Raw genomic sequence first — 22,905 nt, 5'->3', positions numbered from 1 at the left:
TATGAGTCAAGAAAAACAGGTTTTTTCTATGGAATGGGCCGGCCGTACACTTACGGTTGAAGTAGGCCAATTTGCTAAACAGGCAAACGGAGCAGCCATGATACGTTATGGTGACACCTCCGTCTTATCTACTGCTACAGGATCAAAAGAGCCGAAAGATTTACCTTTCTTTCCGTTAACAGTGAACTATGAGGAACGCTTATATGCCGCGGGTAAAATTCCGGGCGGATTTATTAAACGTGAGGGCCGTCCGAGTGACCACGCTGTCTTAACGAGCAGACTGATTGACAGACCGATCCGTCCGTTGTTCCCTGACGGGTTCCGAAATGACGTTCAAGTGATCAGCATGGTAATGAGTAATGACCAGAACTGCTCACCGGAGATGACTGCAATGGTAGGGTCATCTATTGCTCTTTGCATATCAGATATTCCATTTGGAGGCCCGATTGCCGGAGTGACTGTTGGAAGAGTGGATGGCGAATTTTTAATTAATCCGACAACAGACCAAATGGAAAAAAGCGATATTAACTTAATAGTTGCCGGTACTAAAGACGCAATTAACATGGTGGAAGCAGGCGCTGACGAAGTCCCTGAAGAAATCATGCTTGATGCCATTATGTACGGCCATGAAGAAATTAAGAAATTAGTTTCTTTCCAGGAAGAGATTATTGAAAAAGTCGGAAAAACTAAAATGGAAGTCCAACTGGTAACTACTGATAAAGAACTTGAATCAGAAATCCGCGGCAAGGCAGAGGCTGACCTTGTTAAAGCTGCTACCGTGGTAGAGAAACATGCCCGTGAAGAAGCGATCAAAGAAGTCTATGATAACGTTCTCGAAGGGTATGCTGAGGAAGAGGAAGACCGCACAAAAGATGTGAAAGAAATTCTCGATAAATTATTAAAAGAGACCGTCCGTAAACTCATTACACAGGATAATATCAGACCTGATGGAAGAAAAGTGAATGAAATCCGCCCGCTTGCTTCAGAAATTGATATCTTGCAGCGGACACACGGATCCGGCCTCTTTACCCGCGGACAGACACAGGCTCTTTCTGTGTGTACGCTAGGGGCATTAGGAGACGTGCAGGTACTTGACGGCTTAGGAATTGAAGAATCTAAACGATTTATGCACCACTATAACTTCCCGTTATTCAGTGTAGGGGAGACAGGCCCGATCAGAGGACCTGGCCGAAGAGAAATCGGACACGGAGCTCTCGGTGAGAGGGCATTGGAGAAAGTGATTCCATCTGAACAGGAATTCCCTTATACAATCCGCCTCGTTTCAGAAGTGCTGGAATCCAACGGGTCAACCTCTCAGGCGAGTATATGTGCAAGCACTTTAGCTATGATGGCAGCCGGAGTGCCGATTTCTTCTCCTGTTGCAGGGATTGCTATGGGGTTAGTAAAACATGAAGATAAGGTTGCCGTTTTAACAGATATCCAAGGTATGGAAGATGCACTTGGCGATATGGATTTCAAAGTCGCCGGGACTTCAAAAGGGGTCACAGCTCTTCAAATGGATATCAAAATAGAAGGTATTGATAAAAATGTGCTGCAAGAAGCTTTAGAACAGGCGCAGGAAGGCAGAATGCAGATTCTCGAGAATATGCTGTCAGCTATTCCTGAGCCTCGTGAAGAACTCAGTCAGTACGCGCCGAAGATTTTAACGATGAAGATTCACCCTGATAAAATCCGCGATGTTATTGGACCAAGCGGAAAGACCATTAATCAGATTATTGATGACACAGGAGTTAAAATTGATATTGAGCAGGACGGCATGGTTTATATTTCTTCTTCCGAACAAGAGATGAATAATAAAGCTAAACAAATTATTGAAGATCTTGTCCGTGAAGTGGAAGTCGGCCAGACTTACCTCGGTAAAGTTAAACGAATTGAAAAATTCGGTGCTTTTGTGGAAATCTTCAAAGGCAAAGACGGGCTTGTCCATATCTCCCAGCTTGCGAAAGAGCGGGTAGGAAAGGTTGAAGACGTCGTTTCCATCGGTGATGAAGTGCTTGTAAAAGTGACTGAAATCGATAATCAGGGACGCGTTAACTTGTCCCGTAAAGCAGTGCTGCCTGAAAACAGTGAATCTAAATAATTTATTTAAAAGCTGTCAGTAGCTGGCAGCTTTTTTTGCCGGATTTTTTAAGCCGTTGCTTGTTTTTGAATTACAACTTTCTTCAGTTCTACCTTGTCCAATAGAAACATATTTTTTATTGGGGTGATTAAAATGCTGAAGAAAGCGTTCGTTCAATCAGGGACTTTGCTACTGTTGCTGTTTATGACCTTCTCTACTTTACAGAATCCGGTGACTGGAAGCTACATCAAAGAAATAACAGGGAAGGCCGAACAAGTATTAAAAGAAGAAGACCCTCTTTATATGGAAATAATCCGTAAACGGCAGGAATATGACCAGCCTGCTGTTGATGCAGTGATAGACCCGGTCTGGAAAGCGATTCCCGGACTTAACGGAAAAAGAATTGATGTACAGAAATCATATGATAAGATGAAGCCTGCGGGCGCCTTTCAGGAAGGTCTGCTGACGTTTGAAGAAACACCTCCGGAAGTCACTTTAAAAGATCTGCCGCCTGCGCCCGTCTATAAAGGAAATTCCGGCAAACCAATGGCTGGTATGATGGTGAATGTGGCATGGGGAAATGAGTATTTGCCGGATATGTTAAAAACGTTTAAAAAATATGATGTGAAGGCAACTTTCTTTTTAGACGGTTCATGGGTGAAAAACAATCCAAATCTTGCTATGATGATAAAAGAGGAAGGCCATGAAATTGGCAACCATGCTTATTCTCACCCAAATATGCAGCAGCTTTCACGCGAACGCATTCACGATGAAATACGGAGAACGAATGAAGTTATAAACGCAGCACTTAATGTGACTCCCCAGTGGTTTGCACCGCCCAGCGGAAGCTATAGGGATGAGGTTGTAAAGGTTGCAAGGGAACATGGAATGTATACCGTTTTATGGACGGTGGATACTGTGGATTGGAAGAAGCCGGATCCAGCCAGTATGGCTGACCGGATAGTGAGAAAAACAGAACCTGGCTCTCTGATTCTTATGCATCCTACCTCTTCCACCAAAGAAGGCCTCGAAACAATGATTACGGGCATTCAGAAAAAAGGACTAAAACTTGGTAAATTATCAGATGTCTTAAGTGAGAAAAGATTATCTGAATAACCAATCAGTAGGAGGATCTATTGTGATTAAACGTATTAACAGCAAGAATGGTCTTCGGATCGTCTTTGAACCTAACCACAATGTCAGATCAGTATCTGTCGGGATATGGATTGGCACAGGATCGCGATTTGAGAAAAAAGAAGAGAACGGCATGTCCCATTTTATTGAGCATATGTTTTTTAAAGGGACTAAAACGCGCACGGCCCAGGATATTGCTGAATCTTTTGATTCTATCGGCGGCCATGTCAATGCCTTAACTTCAAAAGAATATACATGCTATTACGCCAAGGTGCTGGATACGCACGCGAAGTATGCGGTGGATGTACTGGCTGATATGTATTTTAATTCTACCTTTGAAAAGAAAGAATTGGAAAAAGAGAAAGGTGTCGTGCTTGAAGAAATCAAAATGTATGAAGATACGCCTGATGATCTCGTACACGATTTATTGAGTAAAGCAAGTTACGGTGAACATCCGCTTGGTTACCCGATCCTAGGAACAGAGCAGACATTGGATTCATTTTCTTCAGAAGATTTATTTTCCTATATGAATCAATATTACCATGCCGAAAATGTCGTTATCTCTGTATGTGGAAATGTGGATGAAAGTTATATAGACTATATTGAGGAATTGTTCGCTCCATTGAAAAAGAAAACGGAGAGCTCTGTGAATCTGGAAAAACCATCCTTTTTACCGGAAAAGCTGGTCCGCCAAAAAGATACTGAACAAGCGCATTTATGCCTTGGCTTTGATGGTTACAGAGTTAGTGATGAACGCATTTATTCACTCATACTATTAAATAACGCCTTGGGCGGAAGCATGAGCAGCCGCCTGTTTCAGGAAATAAGGGAGAACAGGGGACTCGCTTACTCAGTATTTTCCTACCATTCGGCCTTTAAAGATTCCGGTATGCTGACTATTTATTCCGGTTCAGCACAGGAGCAGCTTGAACAGACGTTTGAAGTGATTATGAATACGTTAAAAGAGATCCGGCAGAACGGTCTAACAAACAAAGAACTTCATAATGGGAAAGAGCAATTGAAAGGCGGCTTAATGCTCGGGCTTGAAAGTACAAACAGCCGGATGAGCAGGAACGGGAAAAATGAACTTCTTCTGGGCAGACATAAATCACTTGATGAAATAGTAAGGTCAATTGATCAGGTTACGATGGAAGAAATTATGAATACGAGTGAAGATATATTATCGAAGGACTTTTCACTGACTCTCATCAGCCCTGATGGCAGGCTGCCGCAATCTTTACAGCAGTAAATAGAATATAAGCCCCTCAGCCCCGCATAAGCTTGTAGTAAACTGAAGGGTGGGTGGTTGACGAATGCGGTTAAGTGAGATCAGCCAGAAAGAAATTATTGATTATCAAAAAGGAGAACGGCTTGGCGTGCTCGGCCAGACAGATCTGATGATTGATGAGAAAAGCGGAAAGATTGAAGCTTTTGTTATTCCTACTTTAAAATGGTTCGGCCTTGGGAAAAGAGAAAAAGAAGTCACCGTGCACTGGAATCAGATTAAAAAAATCGGTACCGACATGATTATTATCGAAGTATCTTAAATAAAATAGTAAACCTATGCCCGCTATAAGCTTATGCTTACAGCGGGCTTTTCTTTGTGTACAAATCACCAAACGGTATTTCTTACATAAAATGTGTTGAGCGTTTCGCAAGGCTCTTATTTCCCTTTCCATTTACCAGTACCAGAAAGGGGAGAATCAAGTGTTAACTGGAATGCAAATTGCAATTATTGGAGGAGATCTGCGGCAAATTGAAGTCATTCGCAAACTGTCTAAATTAGATGCTTCAATTCATTTAATAGGCTACGAACAGCTGGATAACGGATTTTTGGGAGTTGAGAAAACAACATTTGATACGGTCAGGGCTGATAAACTCGACGCGCTGATTTTACCTGTTAATGGCATAAGTCCCAAACGCGAAATCGACAGTGTGTTTGCAGGGAAGCAGCAGTTTTTTAAAGAAAGCTGGCTGGCTGAGACGCCTGCACATACCCGTATATATACCGGTATCTCTAATAAGACATTATCACAAATGGCCAGCCATGCAGGAAAAGAGCTGGTTGAACTTATGAACAGGGATGATCTCGCAATATACAATTCTATTCCTACGGCGGAAGGCGCTTTGATGCTTGTCATACAGAACACCAATGTCACTGTGCATAAAGCAAAAGTTCTCATCACAGGGTTCGGCAGAGTCGGGCAGACCATTGGTAAAACATTTTCCCAGCTTGGAGCTGACGTCTCTGTAGCTGCAAGGGAATCCGAATTGTTAGCCAGAGCTTATACGATGGGGATGGAACCGGTTTTGCTGTCGGAGCTTGGCAGCAGAGCAGCTAAGGCAGATGTTGTTATAAATACTATTCCAGCTGAAGTTCTTACAGCTGAAGTAATCGCTAAAATGCCAACTCACGCTTTGATTGTCGATATAGCATCTAAACCGGGAGGAACAAATTTTGAATTTGCCAAAAAGCGTGGAATCCATGCCATCCTGACTCCTGGCTTACCAGGCTTAGTAGCTCCCAAAACAGCAGGGATCCAGCTTGCGAACCTTTTATCTTCTCTTTTAGAAGAACAGTGGCAAGAACAAAAAGGAGGCAAAAGATAAAATGTCTTTAAAAGGAAAACATATTGGATTTGGTTTGACCGGGTCTCACTGTACGTATGAAGAAGTCATGCCGGCAATGAAAAAACTGGTGTCTTTAGGGGCAAAAGTAACTCCATTTGTTTCTTATACCGTTCAAAGCACAGATACTAAATTTGGAACGAGTGACTCATGGCTGAAAGAAATAACCGAAACTACCCCTGAACCGATTGTAGACACTATTGTAAAAGCCGAGCCGTTCGGGCCTAAATACCCCCTTGATTGTATGGTGGTTGCTCCTATGACAGGTAATTCCACAAGTAAGCTGGCAAATGCGCTGACAGATTCCCCTGTATTAATGGGAGCTAAAGCAACCATGAGAACAGGCAGACCGGTCGTGGTTGCTGTATCCACAAATGATGCTCTTGGACTGAATGGTGTAAACATAATGAAACTGATGGCCGCTAAAAATATTTATTTCGTTCCTTTAGGGCAGGATCATCCATTCAAAAAACCAAACTCCCTTGTTGCTGATATGTCGAGAATTCCTGAGACTGTAGAAGAAGCGATAAATGGCCGTCAATTGCAGCCGGTACTAATTGAGAGGTATAAAAATTAATGCAATTATGAGGTCTTATTGTTAAAATAAGGACTTAGTGACAAAAGTCGTCGTTAAGGTACCCCCTTAACGGCGGCGGCTATGTTGTATATAATTATATAAGAAGGCATTTTCTTATACGCTGGTAAAGTTCATTTTTTTTAAAAGAATAAAAGTATAAGAAAAAAACTATTAGTCAGCCGGAATTTGACGGTAAGCTTTTCTAAAATTTCGAAAGGGGATTTAAAATAATGACACAACAAGGTTATCATGTAGCAGTATTAGGAGCGACAGGGGCGGTAGGTGAACAAATGCTTAAAACCCTGGAGAAAATGGATTTTCCAATTGCTTCTTTAACTCTTCTCTCTTCAAAACGGTCAGCTGGTAAAAAAATAAACTTTAAGGGAGAAGAACTGACTGTACAGGAAGCTAAACCGGAATCATTTGATGGCATTCAGTTAGCTTTATTCAGTGCAGGCGGCTCTATTTCAAAAGCGCTAGCTCCTGAAGCAGTAAAAAGAGGCGCAATTGTCGTAGATAATACGAGTGCATTCCGTATGGATAAAGACGTTCCGCTCGTCGTTCCGGAAGTAAATGAAGACCACCTTAAAAATCATAACGGAATAATCAGCAATCCTAACTGCTCAACGATTCAGATGGTTGCAGCACTCGAGCCTTTGCGAAAATCACATGGATTGAAGCGAATAGTCGTATCTACATACCAGGCTGTTTCAGGCGCAGGCGCAGCGGCAATTGATGAGATGTATGAGCAATCCCGCCAAATCATGGACGGGGAGGAAATTAATCCTGAAGTACTTCCTGTTTCAGGAGATAAGAAGCATTTCCAAATTGCATTTAATGCTGTTCCTCAAATTGATGTCTTTCAGGACAACGGCTACACGTTTGAGGAAATGAAAATGATTAACGAAACGAAAAAAATAATGAATGATGAATCACTTGAAGTAGCAGCTACTTGCGTGCGTCTGCCAGTAGAAACAGGACACTCTGAATCAGTGTATATTGAAGTAGAGAAAGACGGCCTGGATGTTGAAGGGATACGCAATCTAATGAAAGAAGCGCCAGGTGTGACACTTGAAGATGATCCGGCTAACCAGGTTTACCCGCTAGCTTCCGAGTGTAAAGGAAAAGATGATATTTTTGTAGGAAGAATCCGTCAGGACCTGGACCGTGAAAATGGTTTTCACCTGTGGGTCGTAGCTGATAACTTATTAAAAGGTGCGGCGCTTAACTCAGTTCAAATTGCTTTCTCTTTAATTAAATTAGGTTTACTAAAATAAATTTATTAATCGAAAAAGACAGAGGGATAAAGATATGAAGATTTTAGTCCAAAAATTCGGCGGAACCTCTTTACAAACCGAAGAAATGCGTGAAAGATCTTCCCAGCACGTTCTGGAAGCGCTGCGGGAAGGATATAAAACGGTCATAGTTGTTTCAGCCATGGGAAGAGCCGGGGATCCTTACGCCACAGATACGCTGCTTAGTTTAATCGGAGGGGTTACCCCTTCGGTTTCTAACCGCGAGCAGGATTTGCTGTTATCGTGCGGAGAAACGATTTCGTCAGTCGTCTTCTCATCTATTCTTCAGCAAAAAGGAGTAAAGACACTGGCGATGACAGGCGCCCAGGCAGGGTTCAGGACGACCGAAGATTATACGAATGCAAAAATTACCGAAATGAAGGTTGATGGGCTTCTTTCTGCCCTTGAGACTTATGACGCGGTGGTGGTCACCGGGTTTCAGGGGGAAACAGCCAAAGGAACAACTGCCACACTTGGACGCGGTGGTTCAGATACGTCAGCAACTGCTTTAGGGGCGGCACTGCAGGCAGAAGCGGTGGATATTTTTACAGATGTTGCCGGTGTCATGACCGCCGACCCGCGAATTGTAAAAGACGCTCAGCCAATTAATGTAGTTACTTACAATGAGATATGCAATCTGGCTTATCAGGGAGCTAAAGTCATCCATCCCCGTGCAGTCGAAGTGGCTATGCAGGCTAAAGTTCCGATAAGGATAAGATCGGTGGCAGACGGGGGAACAGGCACATTAATTACAAGCACGACCTCATCCGTTCTTGGAAAAGATTTGGATGAACGGCTGATCACCGGAATTGCCCATGTAAAGGATGTCTCGCAGATAAAAGTGTTTGCTGACGAAGGGGAATATGACCTGCAGGCTAAAGTGTTTAAGACAATGGCTAACGCGGAAATATCAGTGGATTTTATAAATATTAATCCTTTTGGTGTGGTTTACACTGTTCCTGATCACTTGACCGATAAGGCAGAAGCCCTTTTAAAAGAAATGAATTTTAATCCTGAAATATTAAGAAATTGTGCGAAAGTATCTGCTGTAGGAGCAGGCATGACCGGGGTGCCAGGCATAACCTCAAAGATTGTAGAAGCTTTAACTGACCGTCACATCCAAATACTGCAATCGGCTGATTCACATACCACTATATGGGTATTAGTTAAAGAAGAGGATATGGTTGAAGCAGTCAATGCTCTTCATGAAAAGTTTTTAAAAGAAAACCTTTATTAAAATATCTTGCGGTAAAATTGTTATTCCCCCTTCGTCGTTACTCTTTCTGGAAGAGCAATGGGGTGGAGGGAATATCAGCAAAAAAAGCTCCATAAAGAAAAAGAAGTATAAGGAGAGTGGAAGGTTATGGCATTGGGTAATGTTTTAACAGCCATGGTAACCCCTTTTGATTCCAAAGGGAATATTGATTTTCAAAAAATAAACAGACTGATGGATTACCTGATTGACAACGGGACTGAAGGGGTTGTAGTAGGAGGCACCACCGGTGAATCGGCAACATTAAGCATGGAAGAAAAATCCGCTTTATATGAACACACAGTCAAAGCTGCAGCCGGCAGAATCCCAGTAATTGCAGGGACCGGGATGAATGATACGTACGCGACTGCAGAATTGACGGTTAAAGCTGAAAAGTCGGGAGTTGACGGCATCATGCTTGTAACTCCGTATTATAATAAACCTTCCCAGAGAGGGATATACGAGCATTTTAAAACCATCGCTGAAAAAACTTCTCTCCCTGTTATGCTCTATAACATTCCTGGCCGTTGTGTAGTCAATATTCTGCCGGAAACAGTCATTGCTCTTTCGAAAATTCCTAATATCACTTCAGTAAAAGAAGCAAGCGGAGATTTGGATCAGGTGACAGAAATTATTACCAATACACCCGATGATTTTCAGGTATTCAGCGGGGATGACAGCCTGACTCTTCCATTCATGGCCATTGGCGGTGACGGAGTAGTTTCCGTTTCAAGCCATATCATAGGCAAAGATATGCAGAAAATGGTTCAGGCATGGAAAAAGGGAGATATTAAAACAGCTTCCTCCATTCACCAGAGCTTGCTGCCAATTATGAAAAGCATGTTTATTGCCCCAAATCCTTCACCTGTAAAAACAGCTTTACAGATTAAAGGCCTTGATGTGGGCGGTGTCCGGCTTCCGCTGATCCCGCTTACTCCAGAGGAACGTTCGGTGCTTAATAACGCTTTAAATTAATGCAAACAAAAGCTGTATGCTTAGGGCATACGGCTTTTTTTTCTAACTTAAAACCTGTGGGGCGCTTTTGTGACTTGTAGTTAAAAACAATAATAAGTTATACTAATGAACAGAGGTCTGATCGAAATAGAATATTTTAGGAGGATTTACCATTGTCGAATCAACAAACTGAAAAAATACGCATATTTGCCCTTGGAGGACTCGATGAAATTGGGAAAAATATGTACGTTCTTGAACTGGACGAAGACATTTTAATTATAGATGCCGGATGTATGCATCCTGAAGATGATATGTTAGGGGTAGATATCGTTATTCCTGATATCACCTATCTTGTAGAAAACAAAGACCGGGTAAAAGGAATTGTATTAACTCACGGCCATGAGGATCATATTGGGGCTGTTCCTTATATATTAAGGGATTTAAACGTGCCGGTTTACGGGACTAAATTTACTTTGGCATTAGTAAGGGATAAGTTTAAAGAGGTTAAAGTTAAAAAGAAACCTGAATTGAAAGAAATCCATTCTGACTCTAAAGTGAAAGTTGGAAAAACACCTTTAAGTTTCTTTGCAACAAACCACAGTATTCCTGACTCCCTTGGTGTAATAGTTCATACGTCACAGGGGCCGATTGTTTATACTGGCGACTTTAAATTTGACCAAAACCCAGTAGATGGACGTCCGACAGAAATGGGGAAACTGACAGAGATTGGGGACAAAGGTGTTCTGTGTCTCCTTTCTGACAGCCATAATGCAGAGATTCCCGGTAACACACCGTCCGATTCAATTGTAGCAGAGGGTGTGAAAGATGCTTTTCACGAAGCGGATGCCTGCATAATTGTCACAGTCTACTCAACTCACATTCACAGAATTCAGCAAGTCCTTAACGCAGCTGAGAATGAGGAAAGAAAAGTAGCTGTAGTAGGAAAGGATATTGAAAGAGCTGTCTCGATTGCATTGGAAATGGGTTATTTACTGGACAATAATAATGTGTTTATTCCAAAAGAAGATATAAAAAAACATAGCCGGGATCAATTAGTTGTGTTAACAACCGGAAGCCAGGGTGAGCCGATGAGCTGTCTGGCTAAAATGGCGAAAGGTTCCCATCCACTGGTCAAAATCGAAAAACATGACAGGATTCTCATCGCGGCTATGCCAAACCCCGGCAATGAAAAAGCCGTGTCTCAAATGGTGGACTTGCTTTCCAGAACAGGTGCAAACGTCATTTATGGAAAAACGAAAAAGATACACGTTTCCGGCCATGCCAGCCAGGAAGAATTAAAATTGATGCTTAATCTTGTGAAGCCCCAGCATTTTATTCCGGTGAGCGGAGAATTCCGCATGCAGTACGCACACAGGCATCTGGCAAGGTCTGTCGGAATTGATGACAGTAAGATCTTCCTGCTGGAAAAAGGTGAAGTGGCTGAATTTACAAAGCGTAAAGGAAAAAGGGCCAATAAAATGCCTTCAGGCCATGTGCTAATAGACGGGCTTGGTGTAGGAGATGTCGGAAACATTGTTTTAAGAGACAGACGTTTACTTTCAAAAGACGGGATACTGGTTGTCGTAGTTACTTTAAATAAAAAGCACAGTGAAATTCTCTCCGGACCTGATATTATTTCCAGAGGTTTTGTATATGTGAGGGAATCTGAAGCGCTTATTAAACAGGCTGAAAAACTGGTCACTGATACCCTCCATCAGTCAATGGAACAAAAGCAGACGGAATGGTCCCAAATGAAAAGCCAGGTACGCGACCAGTTAAGCCGTTTCTTATATGAAAAAACAAAACGCCGGCCTATGATTATGCCGATTATTATGGAAGCTTAAATAAATAATAACCATTTTTTGCCCTATCAGCCTGGTGGACAGGCTGATAGGGCTTTTTGTTTCTCTGCTGCCAGCCAGGAAGTTCAGGCTTTTTTTGTATGAAAGCGCAATATCTCTAACATACTAACAGAAAAGGGAGGAGATAAACATGACGTATGATCAGGAACAGCCTCAAAAACCGCCTGAGCAGGATAAAAGCGGAGGAATACTTGATAAAATTCAGCAGCTGGGACAGACCAATGTCCCCCAGATGGAAGCGAGCAACATTCACGTCCTGACAATTATCGGTCAAATAGAGGGGCATATGCAACTGCCGCCCCAGAATAAAACAACTAAATATGAGCATGTCATCCCCCAGCTCGTAGCTGCAGAACAAAATCCTAATATTGAAGGCCTTCTTCTTATTCTCAATACAGTGGGGGGAGATGTAGAAGCCGGTCTGGCTCTCGCTGAAATGGTCGCTTCCATGTCTAAGCCGACTGTCACACTTGTACTTGGAGGAGGCCATTCAATCGGTGTTCCTATTGCCGTATCAGGTACCTATTCTTTTATTGCAGAAAGTGCGACAATGACTATTCATCCTGTCCGGCTGACTGGTCTAGTGATCGGGGTTCCGCAAAGTTTTGAATATCTGGATAAAATGCAGGACCGCGTCGTCCGTTTTGTTGTCAATCATTCAGCAATAACAGAAGAAGAATTAAAAGACCTGATGCTCTCTAAAGGCAACCTTACACGTGACATTGGAACAAACGTAATAGGCTCTGAAGCAGTTGAGAAGGGGCTTATTAAAGAAGTGGGCGGATTAGGGCAAGCGATTAAAAAATTAAATGAGCTTATTGACGAAAACAAAAAGGATGAACCTGAGGAGGTTGTGCAGTGATCTTATACACTTATCAAAGCTCACACACCGTTTTCCCTCCTGATGAACAGGATTTTACTTCTTATGAAATGCTGGAAATTCCCGGCGGTCAACTGATGTGTGAAAAAAACGGCGAAGAGTATATTATCTGCCGGCTGCTGGCGACTGACCCTAATATGTACCTGAACCCTGAATACACGCCCGGGCAAAAATACAAACCATGAAATTAACTGTGTTAATTTCATCCTCTTCTAGTAATAAATCTTAACTCTATGCTATAATTAATGAAACAAGCGTTCGTTAAAAACCGGATCAGCAGCCGACTCGTCGGCTGCTTCTTCCATGTACATAGAGAATAAGAATGAGATTAGAGGTGGTTGTATTGGCAAAAGCCCGAAGGAAAAAGTCTAAAAAATGGCGGACGCAATTAACATACGAATTAACAGGGCTATTTTTATTTATAGTGTCGATTGTGACTTTTGCCCGGTTAGGGATAGTAGGGGAAGGGCTCGTTGAGCTGTTCAGGTTCTTTTTAGGAAGCTGGCATATCCTTCTTACGGTGGCTCTTTTTATATTTTCCCTTTATATTATGCTGAAAAGGAAGCTTCCAGCGCTGTGGACAAGAAGGTTTATAGGCATTTATTTATTTATTTTTTCTTTAACTCTGTTAAGCCATGTGCAGTTATTCAGGGAACTGGGTGACAGAGTTGAATTTATTGACCGGTCAGTCATTAGAAATACATGGGATTTATACTGGCAGCAGCTGCAGGGAACAGCCGTAACAGAGGACCTTGGCGGGGGAATGACCGGTGCTGTCGCCTACTCTGTCAGCCATGTTCTGTTTTCGTCCGGGGGAACAGTAGTGTTTGCGATTGGGTTGATTATAGCTTCCCTGATGCTGATTACCGGCAGATCATTTATTGATTTTGTGAGAAACAACAGCCGGGGACCTGTGACGCTCGCGGCTGCGGTTAAAGACAAAACAGCGGATTCGGTCAAGGCATTGTTTAAAAATGTAAAAGACCAGTCTGAAAAGAGAAAAGAAGCCCGTAAACATAAGCAAGCATTAAATGAAAGTGCTCCCCAGGAGAGGGAGCTGACGACAGATGAACCGATCATTTATGATTTTACTAAGACGGCGTACGATAAAAGCAGTGAGGAAGAAGCAGAGTATATTGATGTGGCACCAGTAGAAAGCGAAAAAGACGATAAGGAAAAGGTTTACGCCACACCTTCTGCAAAGCCTGACAGCAAAGAGACAAAACCAGCAGAGGAGCAGCAGACAACCTCCCTGGTAGTAAGCGAAACTGAGAATGCAGATTATGAACTGCCCGGTATGGACCTGCTTCAAAACCCTGCTAAAGCGAGTCAGTCTAAAGAACATTCCATGCTTTCCAAAAATGCGAGAAAGCTTGAAAGGACACTGGAAAGTTTCGGGGTTGACGCTAAAGTGACAAAAGTGCACCTGGGGCCTTCAGTCACTAAATATGAAGTTTATCCGAGTACAGGAGTAAAAGTAAGCAAGATTGTGAATCTCACAGACGATTTAGCTTTAGCTCTCGCTGCTAAAGATATCCGGATGGAAGCTCCTATTCCCGGAAAGTCTGCTATCGGCATTGAAGTGCCTAACCAGGAAGTTTCTCTGGTGACTTTAAGAGAAGTACTCGATTCACCTGTTATGAAAGAAAAACAGAACCAGCTGGCGATTGCTTTAGGCAGGGATATATCGGGTGAGGCAGTGGTGGCGGAGCTTAATAAAATGCCCCACTTGCTTGTTGCCGGGGCAACAGGCAGCGGAAAAAGTGTGTGTATTAATGGCATCATTATAAGTCTGCTTATGAGAAGCAAACCTCATGAAGTAAAGTTAATGATGATTGATCCTAAAATGGTTGAACTTAATGTGTATAACGGCATTCCTCATTTATTGTCGCCTGTCGTAACTGAACCTAAAAAAGCGGCACAGGCGCTCAAAAAAGTAGTAAATGAAATGGAACGCCGCTACGAACTTTTTGCGGCTTCAGGTACACGGAATATAGAAGGCTATAACAGTTACATTAAAAAAGAAAACGAAAAGAGAGACGAAGCAGAAGCCTACTCACCTTTACCGTTTATTGTCGTGATCGTAGACGAATTGGCCGATTTAATGATGGTTGCTTCTTCTGAAGTGGAAGATGCAATTACAAGACTGGCGCAAATGGCCCGTGCAGCGGGAATCCATCTGATCATTGCCACCCAGAGACCGTCAGTAGATGTCATTACAGGTGTAATTAAAGCGAATATACCTTCACGGATTGCCTTCGGGGTATCCAGTTCTACTGATTCCAGAACGATTTTAGATGGCAATGGAGCAGAAAAGCTGTTAGGTAAAGGAGATATGCTGTTTATGCCTGTAGGAGCCTCAAAGGCGACACGAATTCAAGGGGCATTTTTATCTGACGAAGAAGTCGAGAGAATTGTCATGCACTGTGTGGAGCAGCAAAAGGCTCAGTACGCAGAAGAGATGATGCCTCAGGAAGGCGAGCAGGATAAAGTAAGCGGCGAAGTAGATGATGACCTTTATTACGATGCCGTCCAGTTAATTACAGAAATGCAGACGGCTTCAGTCTCTATGCTTCAGCGCAGGTTTCGTATCGGGTATGCCAGGGCAGCCAGATTAATCGACGAAATGGAAGTAAGAGGTGTGGTCGGGCCTTATGAAGGAAGCAAGCCGCGAGAGGTTTTAGTTGGTAAAGAAGACGATCAGCTGACGAACGAATCGTCTTAAATACAGGACAATTTCATTTAAATTGATGAAAACGTTTAAGAAAACGTAGTCTGACGACTAAATTCATGGTATGTTTACTATAGTTATAGTGACAACTTGTTTTGCAGGGGGAGTTTAGATGATAAAATCGGATCAGCGGCCGCTTTATTTACAAGTCATTGATAAAATTAAATCAGATATTGAGCAGGGAGTCTACGAAGCAGGAGAAAGACTGCCTTCTGAATTCCAGCTGTCGAAACAGCTTGGGGTAAGCAGAGCGACATTACGTGAAGCACTGAGAATGCTTGAAGATGAAAGTGTAATTATAAGAAGGCACGGGGTAGGGACCTTTATTAACACGAAACCGCTTTTTTCTTCCGGTATAGAAGAACTGTTCAGTGTCACAGATATGATAAAGCGGGGGAATAAAGAACCGGGGACGAACTATTTATCTTCATCTATTGAGAAACCAACAGACGAAGACCAGAAGCGTTTTCAGGACGAGGAATTACAGGAAATGATTGTAATTGAACGTGTCAGGACAGCCGATAGCGAACCAGTTGTTTACTGTCTGGATAAAATTCCTAAAAACTGCTTGCCGGACTATGTGTCCCATGAAGAACAGTCACTTTTTGACCAGCTTGAAAAATCGGGTATATCGATAGCCTATGCTATGACACAAATTGAGCCGATCGGCTATCACGAAAGAGTATCTGAAATACTTGATTGTGAACCGGAAACCGCACTCCTGGTTTTAAAACAGATGCATTTCGATGAGCAGGAGCGGCCTGTGCTTTATTCAATTAATTATTTCAGAGCGGATAAGTTTAAATTCCACGTATTGAGAAAAAGAGTGTATTAAATCTTCAAGAGCCCCCTCTCTTGAAGATTTTTTTCTTCATGGAAGTTAATTGTAACCGCTGATTTAACTTGCTTCTTAATGTGCTCCTTGCACGGGTGGCTGCTTGCTCCCGCCATACTTAACTCATTATTCTGCCTATCGATTTTATAAAACGTAACTCTTTCGCTTCTATTGCAGCTTTAAGTTTTATATTCCTGAGGTAATATTTGCTATACGTTCTCCAGTTAAGTAAAATTTACAGGGAAATGGCATAACATAATCAACGTTATTTTAGGTATATTATGAATAATAAGAGGAGGGAATAAAATGGAACAGACGAAAAATTTTAAACTGGGAGCGGCGGGTGTGCACATCATTCCGACTGCTACATTTAAAACCAATACATTTATTATTCAGATGAATGCTCCTTTAATTAAAGAGACAGCTTCAAAACGGGCTCTGCTTCCGAATGTGCTGCAAAATGGCACGGCAGATTACGCGAACCGGCAGCAGATCCGAAGCGCGCTGGATGAGCTGTACGGGGCTTCCCTGACGACTGATGTGACTAAAAAAGGGGAGAGGCATATTATTTCTTTCCGCATGGATATAGCGAATGAGAAATTTCTGAAAGACCAGACGCCTCTGATGGAAAAAGGCCTTAAACTGCTCTCTTCTGTCTTGCTTAACCCTAAACAGTCTAACAACAAGTTTGACCCGAAAATTGTAGCCGAGGAAAAACGTTCGCATAAACAAAAAATTGCTTCTATTTACGATGACAAAATGAGGTTTGCCAATAAAAGGCTGACTGAGGAAATGTGTAAAGAAGAGCCTTTCGGCATTCATGTTTTTGGGCAGGAAGATGATCTGGACAATTTAAATGAGGAAAACCTTTACGAATACTATAAACAGGCACTGCAGGAAGATCAGCTTGATATTTACGTGATGGGCGATGTGGACGTTGATCACGTTAAGAATTTAATCAGCACATATTTTCCTCAGAACCAGACGAAAGATCATTCAGGGCCGGCTCCTGCCGGTTCCACGCCAGCTCTTAAGGAAAAAGCTAACGAAGTAGTCGACGAGCAATCCGTCCAGCAAGGGAAACTTCATATCGGATACCGCACCCAAGTCGTATATGGAGATGACGATTATTTTGCCCTGCAGCTTTTTAACGGGCTGTTTGGAGGGTTTTCACATTCTAAACTGTTTATAAATGTGAGAGAGAAGGCGAGCCTTGCCTATTACGCTGCATCGAGAGTTGAGAGCTTTAAAGGTCTTTTAATTGTCATGTCAGGAATCCAGTCAGCCAACTATGAGAAGGCGACCGACATTATTTTTAAACAGATGGAAGAGATGAAAGAAGGCAAGTTTACTGAAGATGATTTACAGCAGACGAAAGCAGTTTATAAAAATCAGATTCTGGAAACGATGGATGTTCCGAGAGGAAGAATTGAGCTCGAGTATCATAACCAAGTATCCTCTAACAAGATCCCGCTTGAAGAATGGATAGACAGAATTGATAAGGTGACAAAAGAAGATATTGTGAAAGTCGCCGGTAAAATTCAACTGGATACGATTTATTTCCTTAAAGGAAGGGAGGCTCTCTCAAATGAATAAAACGACGTTTGAGCAAATTCAGGAAACTTTGTATTTGGAGACGCTGTCTAACGGTCTTCAAGTATACGTGCTTCCGAAGAAGGGCTTTAATAAAACTTTCGCTACGTTTACAACGAAATACGGGTCTATTGATAATTACTTTACTCCTATCGGAGAACAGGAGCCGGTAAGAGTGCCTGACGGGATCGCTCATTTTTTAGAGCATAAACTGTTTGAAGATGAAGAAGGCGATGTATTTCAGCAATTCAGTAAACAAGGCGCTTCTGCTAACGCTTTTACGAGCTTCACAAGGACGGCTTATTTATTCTCAAGTACGTCGGAGATTGAAAAAAACCTTGAAACACTCGTAGACTTTGTACAAAAACCGTATTTTACTAAAGATTCAGTGGATAAAGAGAAAGGTATTATTGAGCAGGAAATAAAGATGTACGAAGATAATCCTGACTGGCAGAATTTCTTCGGCCTGTTAAAAAGCATGTTTAAAAAACATCCGGTGGCAATTGATATTGCAGGCACAGTGGAATCAATAAACAAGACGACTAAAGACCTTTTATATACGTGTTACCATACATTTTACCATCCAAGTAATATGGTCTTATTTATAGTCGGAAATGTAGAACCTGAAAAATTAATTAAACAGGTCCGCCAGAATCAGGAGAGTAAAAAATTCGCAGCGCCTGAAGACATTAACAGGATCACCCCTGAAGAGCCTGCAGAGGTTGCTGAAAAGAAAAAAGTTATCCCTATGGCGGTTAATACAGGCAAATGTCTCGTCGGCATAAAAGAGAAGGAGCCTGATAAACAAGGAGAAGACCTTCTTCGTCATGAATTGTCTCTGCAGCTGGTGCTTGAAATGATGTTTGGCCAAAGTTCAGAAAATTACCAGACTCTTTACGAAGAGGGGTTAATTGATGATTCGTTCAGTTTTGACTATACGGCTGAATACGGCTTTGGTTTTTCCGTAATAGGCGGAGATTCAAGCAATCCTGAAGCTTTAGCTGAAAGAGTCCGGGAAATGATTATTAAGTTTACTAACCAAGAGCTGGATCAGAAAGCGGTTGACCGAATTCGCAAAAAGAAAATTGGCTACTTCCTGAAAGCTATGAATTCTCCTGAATTTATTGCCAACCAGTTTACCCGTTACCTGTTTAATGACATGGATTTATTTGAGGTCATCCCGGTGCTGGAGTCGCTGACTGCTGAAGAACTGACTGAGACAATGGAAAACCATTTTGCCGTCGACTCTCAGTTATCCCAGTGCCTTATTATCCCCGAAGGAGAGCGGACTAGTGAATAAACCGGCTCCTGAAGCTTTTATTACGGGAGCAAGCGGTGGAATCGGCAGAGCCATCAGTCTGAAAATGGCTTCTGCCGGATATAATGTCATTTTGCATTACTGCCGGAATAAACAGGCTGCAGATCGTCTGAAGAGTGAAATTGAAGAAAAATACGGTCTTCAGGCTGTCCTCTTTCAGGCTGATTTTACTGATCTTCCGGAAACAGAAGCTAAGCTTTTAAGTCTTAACTCGTCACCGGACGTCCTTATCCATAATTCAGGCACCGCTGATACACGGCTGTTCCAGGACGAAACGATGGATAATTTGACATCCCGGATCTCTGCCGGTCTTACAGCGCCTTCTTTACTGACAAAATTAGTTTTGCCTTCAATGATTTCAAAAAAGAAAGGTAAAATAATAATGATTACTTCTATATGGGGGCTGACAGGAGCTGCCTGTGAAGTGACTTATTCCATGATAAAGGGCGGCCAGAATTCTTTTGTAAAAGCTCTTGCAAAGGAAGTGGCCCCAAGTGGAATACAGGTTAACGGGGTGGCGCCGGGCGCTATAGAAACCGGGATGCTGGCCTGTTATACAGAAGAGGATCTGCATGGACTGAAACAGGAAATTCCGGCAGGACGGTTAGGGCTGCCGGAGGAAGTGGCCAGTGCTGCTGCTTTTCTGGCTTCAGATGAAGCGTCTTATATTAACGGGCAAATTCTTTCCGTGAACGGTGCGTGGCATTGCTGAAAAAACCGGTGAATAATATTCCTTGCTTGTGAAATGCTAGTGATGAAAGTTATTACAAGGAGGAATGACAAATGTCAGTACTGGACAATTGGCAGCAGTGGAAAGAGTTTTTGAGTCAAAGATTAGAGCAAGGTCAATCAGACGGAATGGATCAGCAAACGATCTCTGAAGTGGCTTATCAGGTAGGCGAATATTTAGCAGATGAAGTTAAACCGAAAAACGAACAGGAGCAAGTGCTGGCTGACTTATGGCATGTCGCTTCAGAAGAAGAACAGCACGCCATTGCAAACATGATGGTTAAACTAGTCCAAAGCAAATAATTTAAAAAAGTATCGTCGCTCAGACGATGCTTTTTATCTTGGCGCTGAAAACGAAGAGCCAGGAAGACCGACTGTATCCAATGTGATACAGTTTTTTATACATATTGACTGGCTTTATGATCAGAAAGAACTGAAAACATCAAAAAACGTAGGGTTTTCTTCTATTTTGTAACAAATGTCTTTTAATGAACAAAAAAATCAATTATGATGTTAACAGAAACATATAAGTGGGCAAACGGATTCGAACCGAGAGGGAGGAGTTGTCCAATGGAGCAGAAAGAATGGTACATGGAATACCAAATCCATGAAAACAGACCTGGCCTATTAGGAGAAATTGCATCCCTGCTGGGAATGCTGAGAATAAATATTGTTACTATAAACGGTGTTGAGCACAGGCGCCGCGGAATGTTAATTAAAAGTGCAAGTGATGAAGCGATTATGCGTCTCCGTTATATAATGGAAACGATGGATGTAATCACTCTCAGGAAAATCAGAGAACCAAAATTACGGGACCGGCTGGCGATCAGGCACGGAAGATACATCGAAAGGGACGAGGACGAGAAGAAGACCTTCCGGTTTGTCCGTGACGAGTTAGGTGTATTAGTTGATTTTATGGCTGAATTATTTATGAAAGACGGCCACAGGCTTGTAGGCATCAGGGGCATGCCCCGTGTCGGCAAAACAGAATCTGTCGTTGCGGCAAGTGTATGTGCAAACAAGCGCTGGTCCTTTTTATCTTCTACTCTGCTCCGGCAGACCATCAGGAGTCAGCTGGCAGACGATGAAATGTCTGAAGACCACATTTACATTATTGACGGAATTGTATCGACGATGAGAGCATCTGAGCGTCATCAAATGCTTGTATCAGAGATGATGAGGCTTCCGGCTACAAAAGTAGTGGAACACCCTGACATTTTTGTAAGAGAAACAGAATATACATTGGATGACTTTGATTATATTATAGAACTCCGAAGTGATGAGGGTGAAGAAATTACATATGACGCTGTAGAATCCGGCTTCTCATCATTTGATATCAGTTAGTTGGTAGGTGTTAAGATTGTCTGAATTGGGAACTAGATTAAAAACAGCAAGAGAAGAAAAGGGTTATTCCCTTGACGAACTGCAGAAATTGACTAAAATACAGAAACGTTACTTAACAGCAATTGAAGAAGGGGATTTTTCCAGACTGCCGGGGGAATTTTACGGCCGGGCGTTCGTAAAAAGCTATTCTGAAGCTGTAGGGCTTAATCCTGACATGATCTTCGAAGAACACAGAGATGAACTTCCGCAACCGAAAAGAGAGCCTGTAGAACTTCCGCCCCGGGTGAACCGGTCCAAAACAAAAGCGGTGGCTAATAAATCAAAGGCCGGTTCGCTCCTTCCAACTCTTGTTGCTGTGTTGTTTATTATTGCAATTGGTTTGGCAATCTGGCTATTCAGACAGGGGGATACTGACAATTCAGCCGGCGTTCCGAGAGAAGACCAGCAAGGCTCCCCGCAAATAGAAATTACAGATAATGATGTGAATAATGAAAACAACGGCAATAATGAAGCTGACCTGGATAACACTGACGGTGAGGATAATAACGATGAGCCTAACGAAGGCAATGAAGAAGAGGCAAATGAGCAAGAAGCAAATGAAGAAGACGAACAATCGCTGACTTTCCAGGAAAGCTCAGGTAATACATATACGTATTCCCTGAGCGGGACGGATGATTTTGAAATCTCCATGGAATTTTCAGGTGACAGCTGGCTTATGATTACTGATTCTGATGGAGAAGAACTGCATCAGCAGTCCCATACAGATGGGGATGAGTTTTCAGTAGATGTGACGGGTGAATCCGAAATTACGTTTAATATGGGAAACTCGCGGACGGCAGAGATTTACGTGAACGGAGAGTTATTAGAGTATGAAAGTAATGACCACCGCCAGTATGTCATTATCCAGCATGAAGAATCATAAGGCCGCAAACCGGCAGCTCTGAATTTACAGGGCTGCCGTTCTTTAATGGTTGTCTTCATTGATAAGTGTTATTAAATTAAGATTGTTGCTGCTAGTATTAGCAATGTGCGTTTCTTTTTGATAAAATTGAGTAGGTTTCTTACATATGGAATGAAAACCTGAATAAGACAGGAGGATCATCGTGAATATTCCAAACCAAATCACCATCTCCCGTATAATTTTAATCCCATTATTTATGATTTTTCTTTTAATCCCTTTTAACTGGGGACAGTGGAGCATCCTGGGTGCTGATATACCTGTCCACCATTTGGCAGCAGCTGTTATCTTTATTGTTGCTGCTGCGACAGACTGGCTTGACGGCTACTATGCAAGAAAACATAAACTTGTTACCAATATGGGGAAATTTCTGGATCCATTAGCGGATAAACTGTTAATTACAGCGGCTTTCGTTTCTCTTACAGGGCTTGATATGTTTCCTGCCTGGGCAGCTGTGGTCATTTTAAGCAGGGAATTTGCCGTGACAGGGCTGCGGCTTGTGGCATCCGGAGATGGAGAAGTGATTGCAGCAAGCATCTGGGGTAAATGGAAAACTGTCAGCCAAATAGTAGCTGCTTCAGCCATTTTGCTGCACAATATCTTTTTCGAGCTTCTTTCAATTCCTTTTGCAACTATTATGATTTATGTGGCAGTTATTTTAACGATTTTTTCCGGGGTAGATTATTTCATAAAAAATAAACACGTCCTGAACAAATCAATGTAACTGTTCTGGAA

At 42.4% G+C, this 22,905-nt stretch carries 21 protein-coding genes; all 21 read left to right on the top strand.

Annotated features, from left to right (window positions below; translation table 11 throughout):
* Position 1: 1 nt before the first annotated feature.
* Positions 2-2,101: a polyribonucleotide nucleotidyltransferase gene (gene pnp / locus K8O68_RS19425; RefSeq protein WP_230898423.1), complete on the top strand. Its 2,100-nt coding sequence runs from the start codon at positions 2-4 to the stop codon at positions 2,099-2,101.
* Between the two features lie 132 nt (positions 2,102-2,233).
* Positions 2,234-3,196 (top strand): polysaccharide deacetylase family protein, encoded by a 963-nt coding sequence (locus K8O68_RS19420; protein WP_230898422.1) that lies wholly within the window; start codon positions 2,234-2,236, stop codon positions 3,194-3,196.
* Positions 3,197-3,218: 22 nt separating this feature from the next.
* Complete coding sequence (locus K8O68_RS19415; RefSeq protein ID WP_230898421.1) at positions 3,219-4,463, top strand: M16 family metallopeptidase; 1,245 nt, start codon at positions 3,219-3,221, stop codon at positions 4,461-4,463.
* A 64-nt stretch (positions 4,464-4,527) separates the two neighbouring features.
* Entirely contained in the window at positions 4,528-4,761 is a 234-nt protein-coding gene (locus K8O68_RS19410) for a YlmC/YmxH family sporulation protein (protein WP_230898420.1), read from the top strand.
* 160 nt (positions 4,762-4,921) lie between these two features.
* Complete coding sequence (dpaA, locus tag K8O68_RS19405; RefSeq protein ID WP_230898419.1) at positions 4,922-5,824, top strand: dipicolinic acid synthetase subunit A; 903 nt, start codon at positions 4,922-4,924, stop codon at positions 5,822-5,824.
* Position 5,825: 1 nt separating this feature from the next.
* Complete coding sequence (locus K8O68_RS19400; RefSeq protein ID WP_230898418.1) at positions 5,826-6,419, top strand: dipicolinate synthase subunit B; 594 nt, start codon at positions 5,826-5,828, stop codon at positions 6,417-6,419.
* 230 nt (positions 6,420-6,649) lie between these two features.
* Complete coding sequence (gene asd / locus K8O68_RS19395) at positions 6,650-7,696, top strand: aspartate-semialdehyde dehydrogenase (RefSeq protein WP_230898417.1); 1,047 nt, start codon at positions 6,650-6,652, stop codon at positions 7,694-7,696.
* A gap of 34 nt (positions 7,697-7,730) precedes the next feature.
* Positions 7,731-8,951 (top strand): aspartate kinase, encoded by a 1,221-nt coding sequence (dapG, locus tag K8O68_RS19390; RefSeq protein WP_230898416.1) that lies wholly within the window; start codon positions 7,731-7,733, stop codon positions 8,949-8,951.
* A gap of 126 nt (positions 8,952-9,077) precedes the next feature.
* Positions 9,078-9,941: a 4-hydroxy-tetrahydrodipicolinate synthase gene (gene dapA / locus K8O68_RS19385; protein WP_230898415.1), complete on the top strand. Its 864-nt coding sequence runs from the start codon at positions 9,078-9,080 to the stop codon at positions 9,939-9,941.
* Between the two features lie 152 nt (positions 9,942-10,093).
* Positions 10,094-11,764, top strand: a complete 1,671-nt coding sequence (locus K8O68_RS19380; RefSeq protein ID WP_230898414.1) for a ribonuclease J — start codon at positions 10,094-10,096, stop codon at positions 11,762-11,764.
* A 148-nt stretch (positions 11,765-11,912) separates the two neighbouring features.
* Positions 11,913-12,644, top strand: a complete 732-nt coding sequence (locus K8O68_RS19375) for a ClpP family protease (protein WP_230898413.1) — start codon at positions 11,913-11,915, stop codon at positions 12,642-12,644.
* The gene (locus K8O68_RS19370) at positions 12,641-12,847 is read left to right on the top strand and encodes a YlzJ-like family protein (RefSeq protein WP_230898412.1); all 207 of its coding nucleotides are present in this window, start codon (positions 12,641-12,643) and stop codon (positions 12,845-12,847) included. Before K8O68_RS19375 ends, K8O68_RS19370 begins: the two co-directional genes overlap by 4 nt.
* 158 nt (positions 12,848-13,005) lie before the next feature.
* Positions 13,006-15,387 (top strand): DNA translocase FtsK, encoded by a 2,382-nt coding sequence (locus K8O68_RS19365; RefSeq protein WP_230898411.1) that lies wholly within the window; start codon positions 13,006-13,008, stop codon positions 15,385-15,387.
* A 118-nt stretch (positions 15,388-15,505) separates the two neighbouring features.
* On the top strand, positions 15,506-16,228 hold the full coding sequence (locus K8O68_RS19360; RefSeq protein WP_230898410.1) for a GntR family transcriptional regulator: 723 nt from the start codon (positions 15,506-15,508) through the stop codon (positions 16,226-16,228).
* A 306-nt stretch (positions 16,229-16,534) separates the two neighbouring features.
* The gene (gene yfmF, locus K8O68_RS19355; protein WP_230898409.1) at positions 16,535-17,824 is read left to right on the top strand and encodes an EF-P 5-aminopentanol modification-associated protein YfmF; all 1,290 of its coding nucleotides are present in this window, start codon (positions 16,535-16,537) and stop codon (positions 17,822-17,824) included.
* Entirely contained in the window at positions 17,817-19,121 is a 1,305-nt protein-coding gene (yfmH, locus tag K8O68_RS19350; RefSeq protein WP_230898408.1) for an EF-P 5-aminopentanol modification-associated protein YfmH, read from the top strand. The genes yfmF and yfmH overlap by 8 nt, the downstream gene beginning before the upstream one ends.
* Positions 19,114-19,851 carry an elongation factor P 5-aminopentanone reductase gene (ymfI, locus tag K8O68_RS19345; protein WP_370640550.1) on the top strand — a complete coding sequence of 246 codons (738 nt, stop codon included), beginning with the start codon at positions 19,114-19,116 and terminating at the stop codon, positions 19,849-19,851. Before yfmH ends, ymfI begins: the two co-directional genes overlap by 8 nt.
* Before the next feature lie 71 nt (positions 19,852-19,922).
* Positions 19,923-20,171, top strand: a complete 249-nt coding sequence (locus tag K8O68_RS19340) for a DUF3243 domain-containing protein (protein ID WP_093047533.1) — start codon at positions 19,923-19,925, stop codon at positions 20,169-20,171.
* A gap of 267 nt (positions 20,172-20,438) precedes the next feature.
* Complete coding sequence (locus K8O68_RS19335; RefSeq protein ID WP_230898407.1) at positions 20,439-21,212, top strand: DUF3388 domain-containing protein; 774 nt, start codon at positions 20,439-20,441, stop codon at positions 21,210-21,212.
* 16 nt (positions 21,213-21,228) lie between these two features.
* On the top strand, positions 21,229-22,134 hold the full coding sequence (locus K8O68_RS19330; protein ID WP_230898406.1) for a helix-turn-helix domain-containing protein: 906 nt from the start codon (positions 21,229-21,231) through the stop codon (positions 22,132-22,134).
* 181 nt (positions 22,135-22,315) lie between these two features.
* Positions 22,316-22,894 (top strand): CDP-diacylglycerol--glycerol-3-phosphate 3-phosphatidyltransferase, encoded by a 579-nt coding sequence (gene pgsA, locus K8O68_RS19325; RefSeq protein WP_230898405.1) that lies wholly within the window; start codon positions 22,316-22,318, stop codon positions 22,892-22,894.
* Positions 22,895-22,905: the final 11 nt, after the last annotated feature.

Origin of the sequence: Salipaludibacillus sp. CUR1 (assembly GCF_021028955.1) — a bacterium.
In the GTDB taxonomy this organism is placed as follows: domain Bacteria; phylum Bacillota; class Bacilli; order Bacillales; family Salisediminibacteriaceae; genus Salipaludibacillus.
This window is presented reverse-complemented; position numbering and strand designations above follow the sequence as displayed.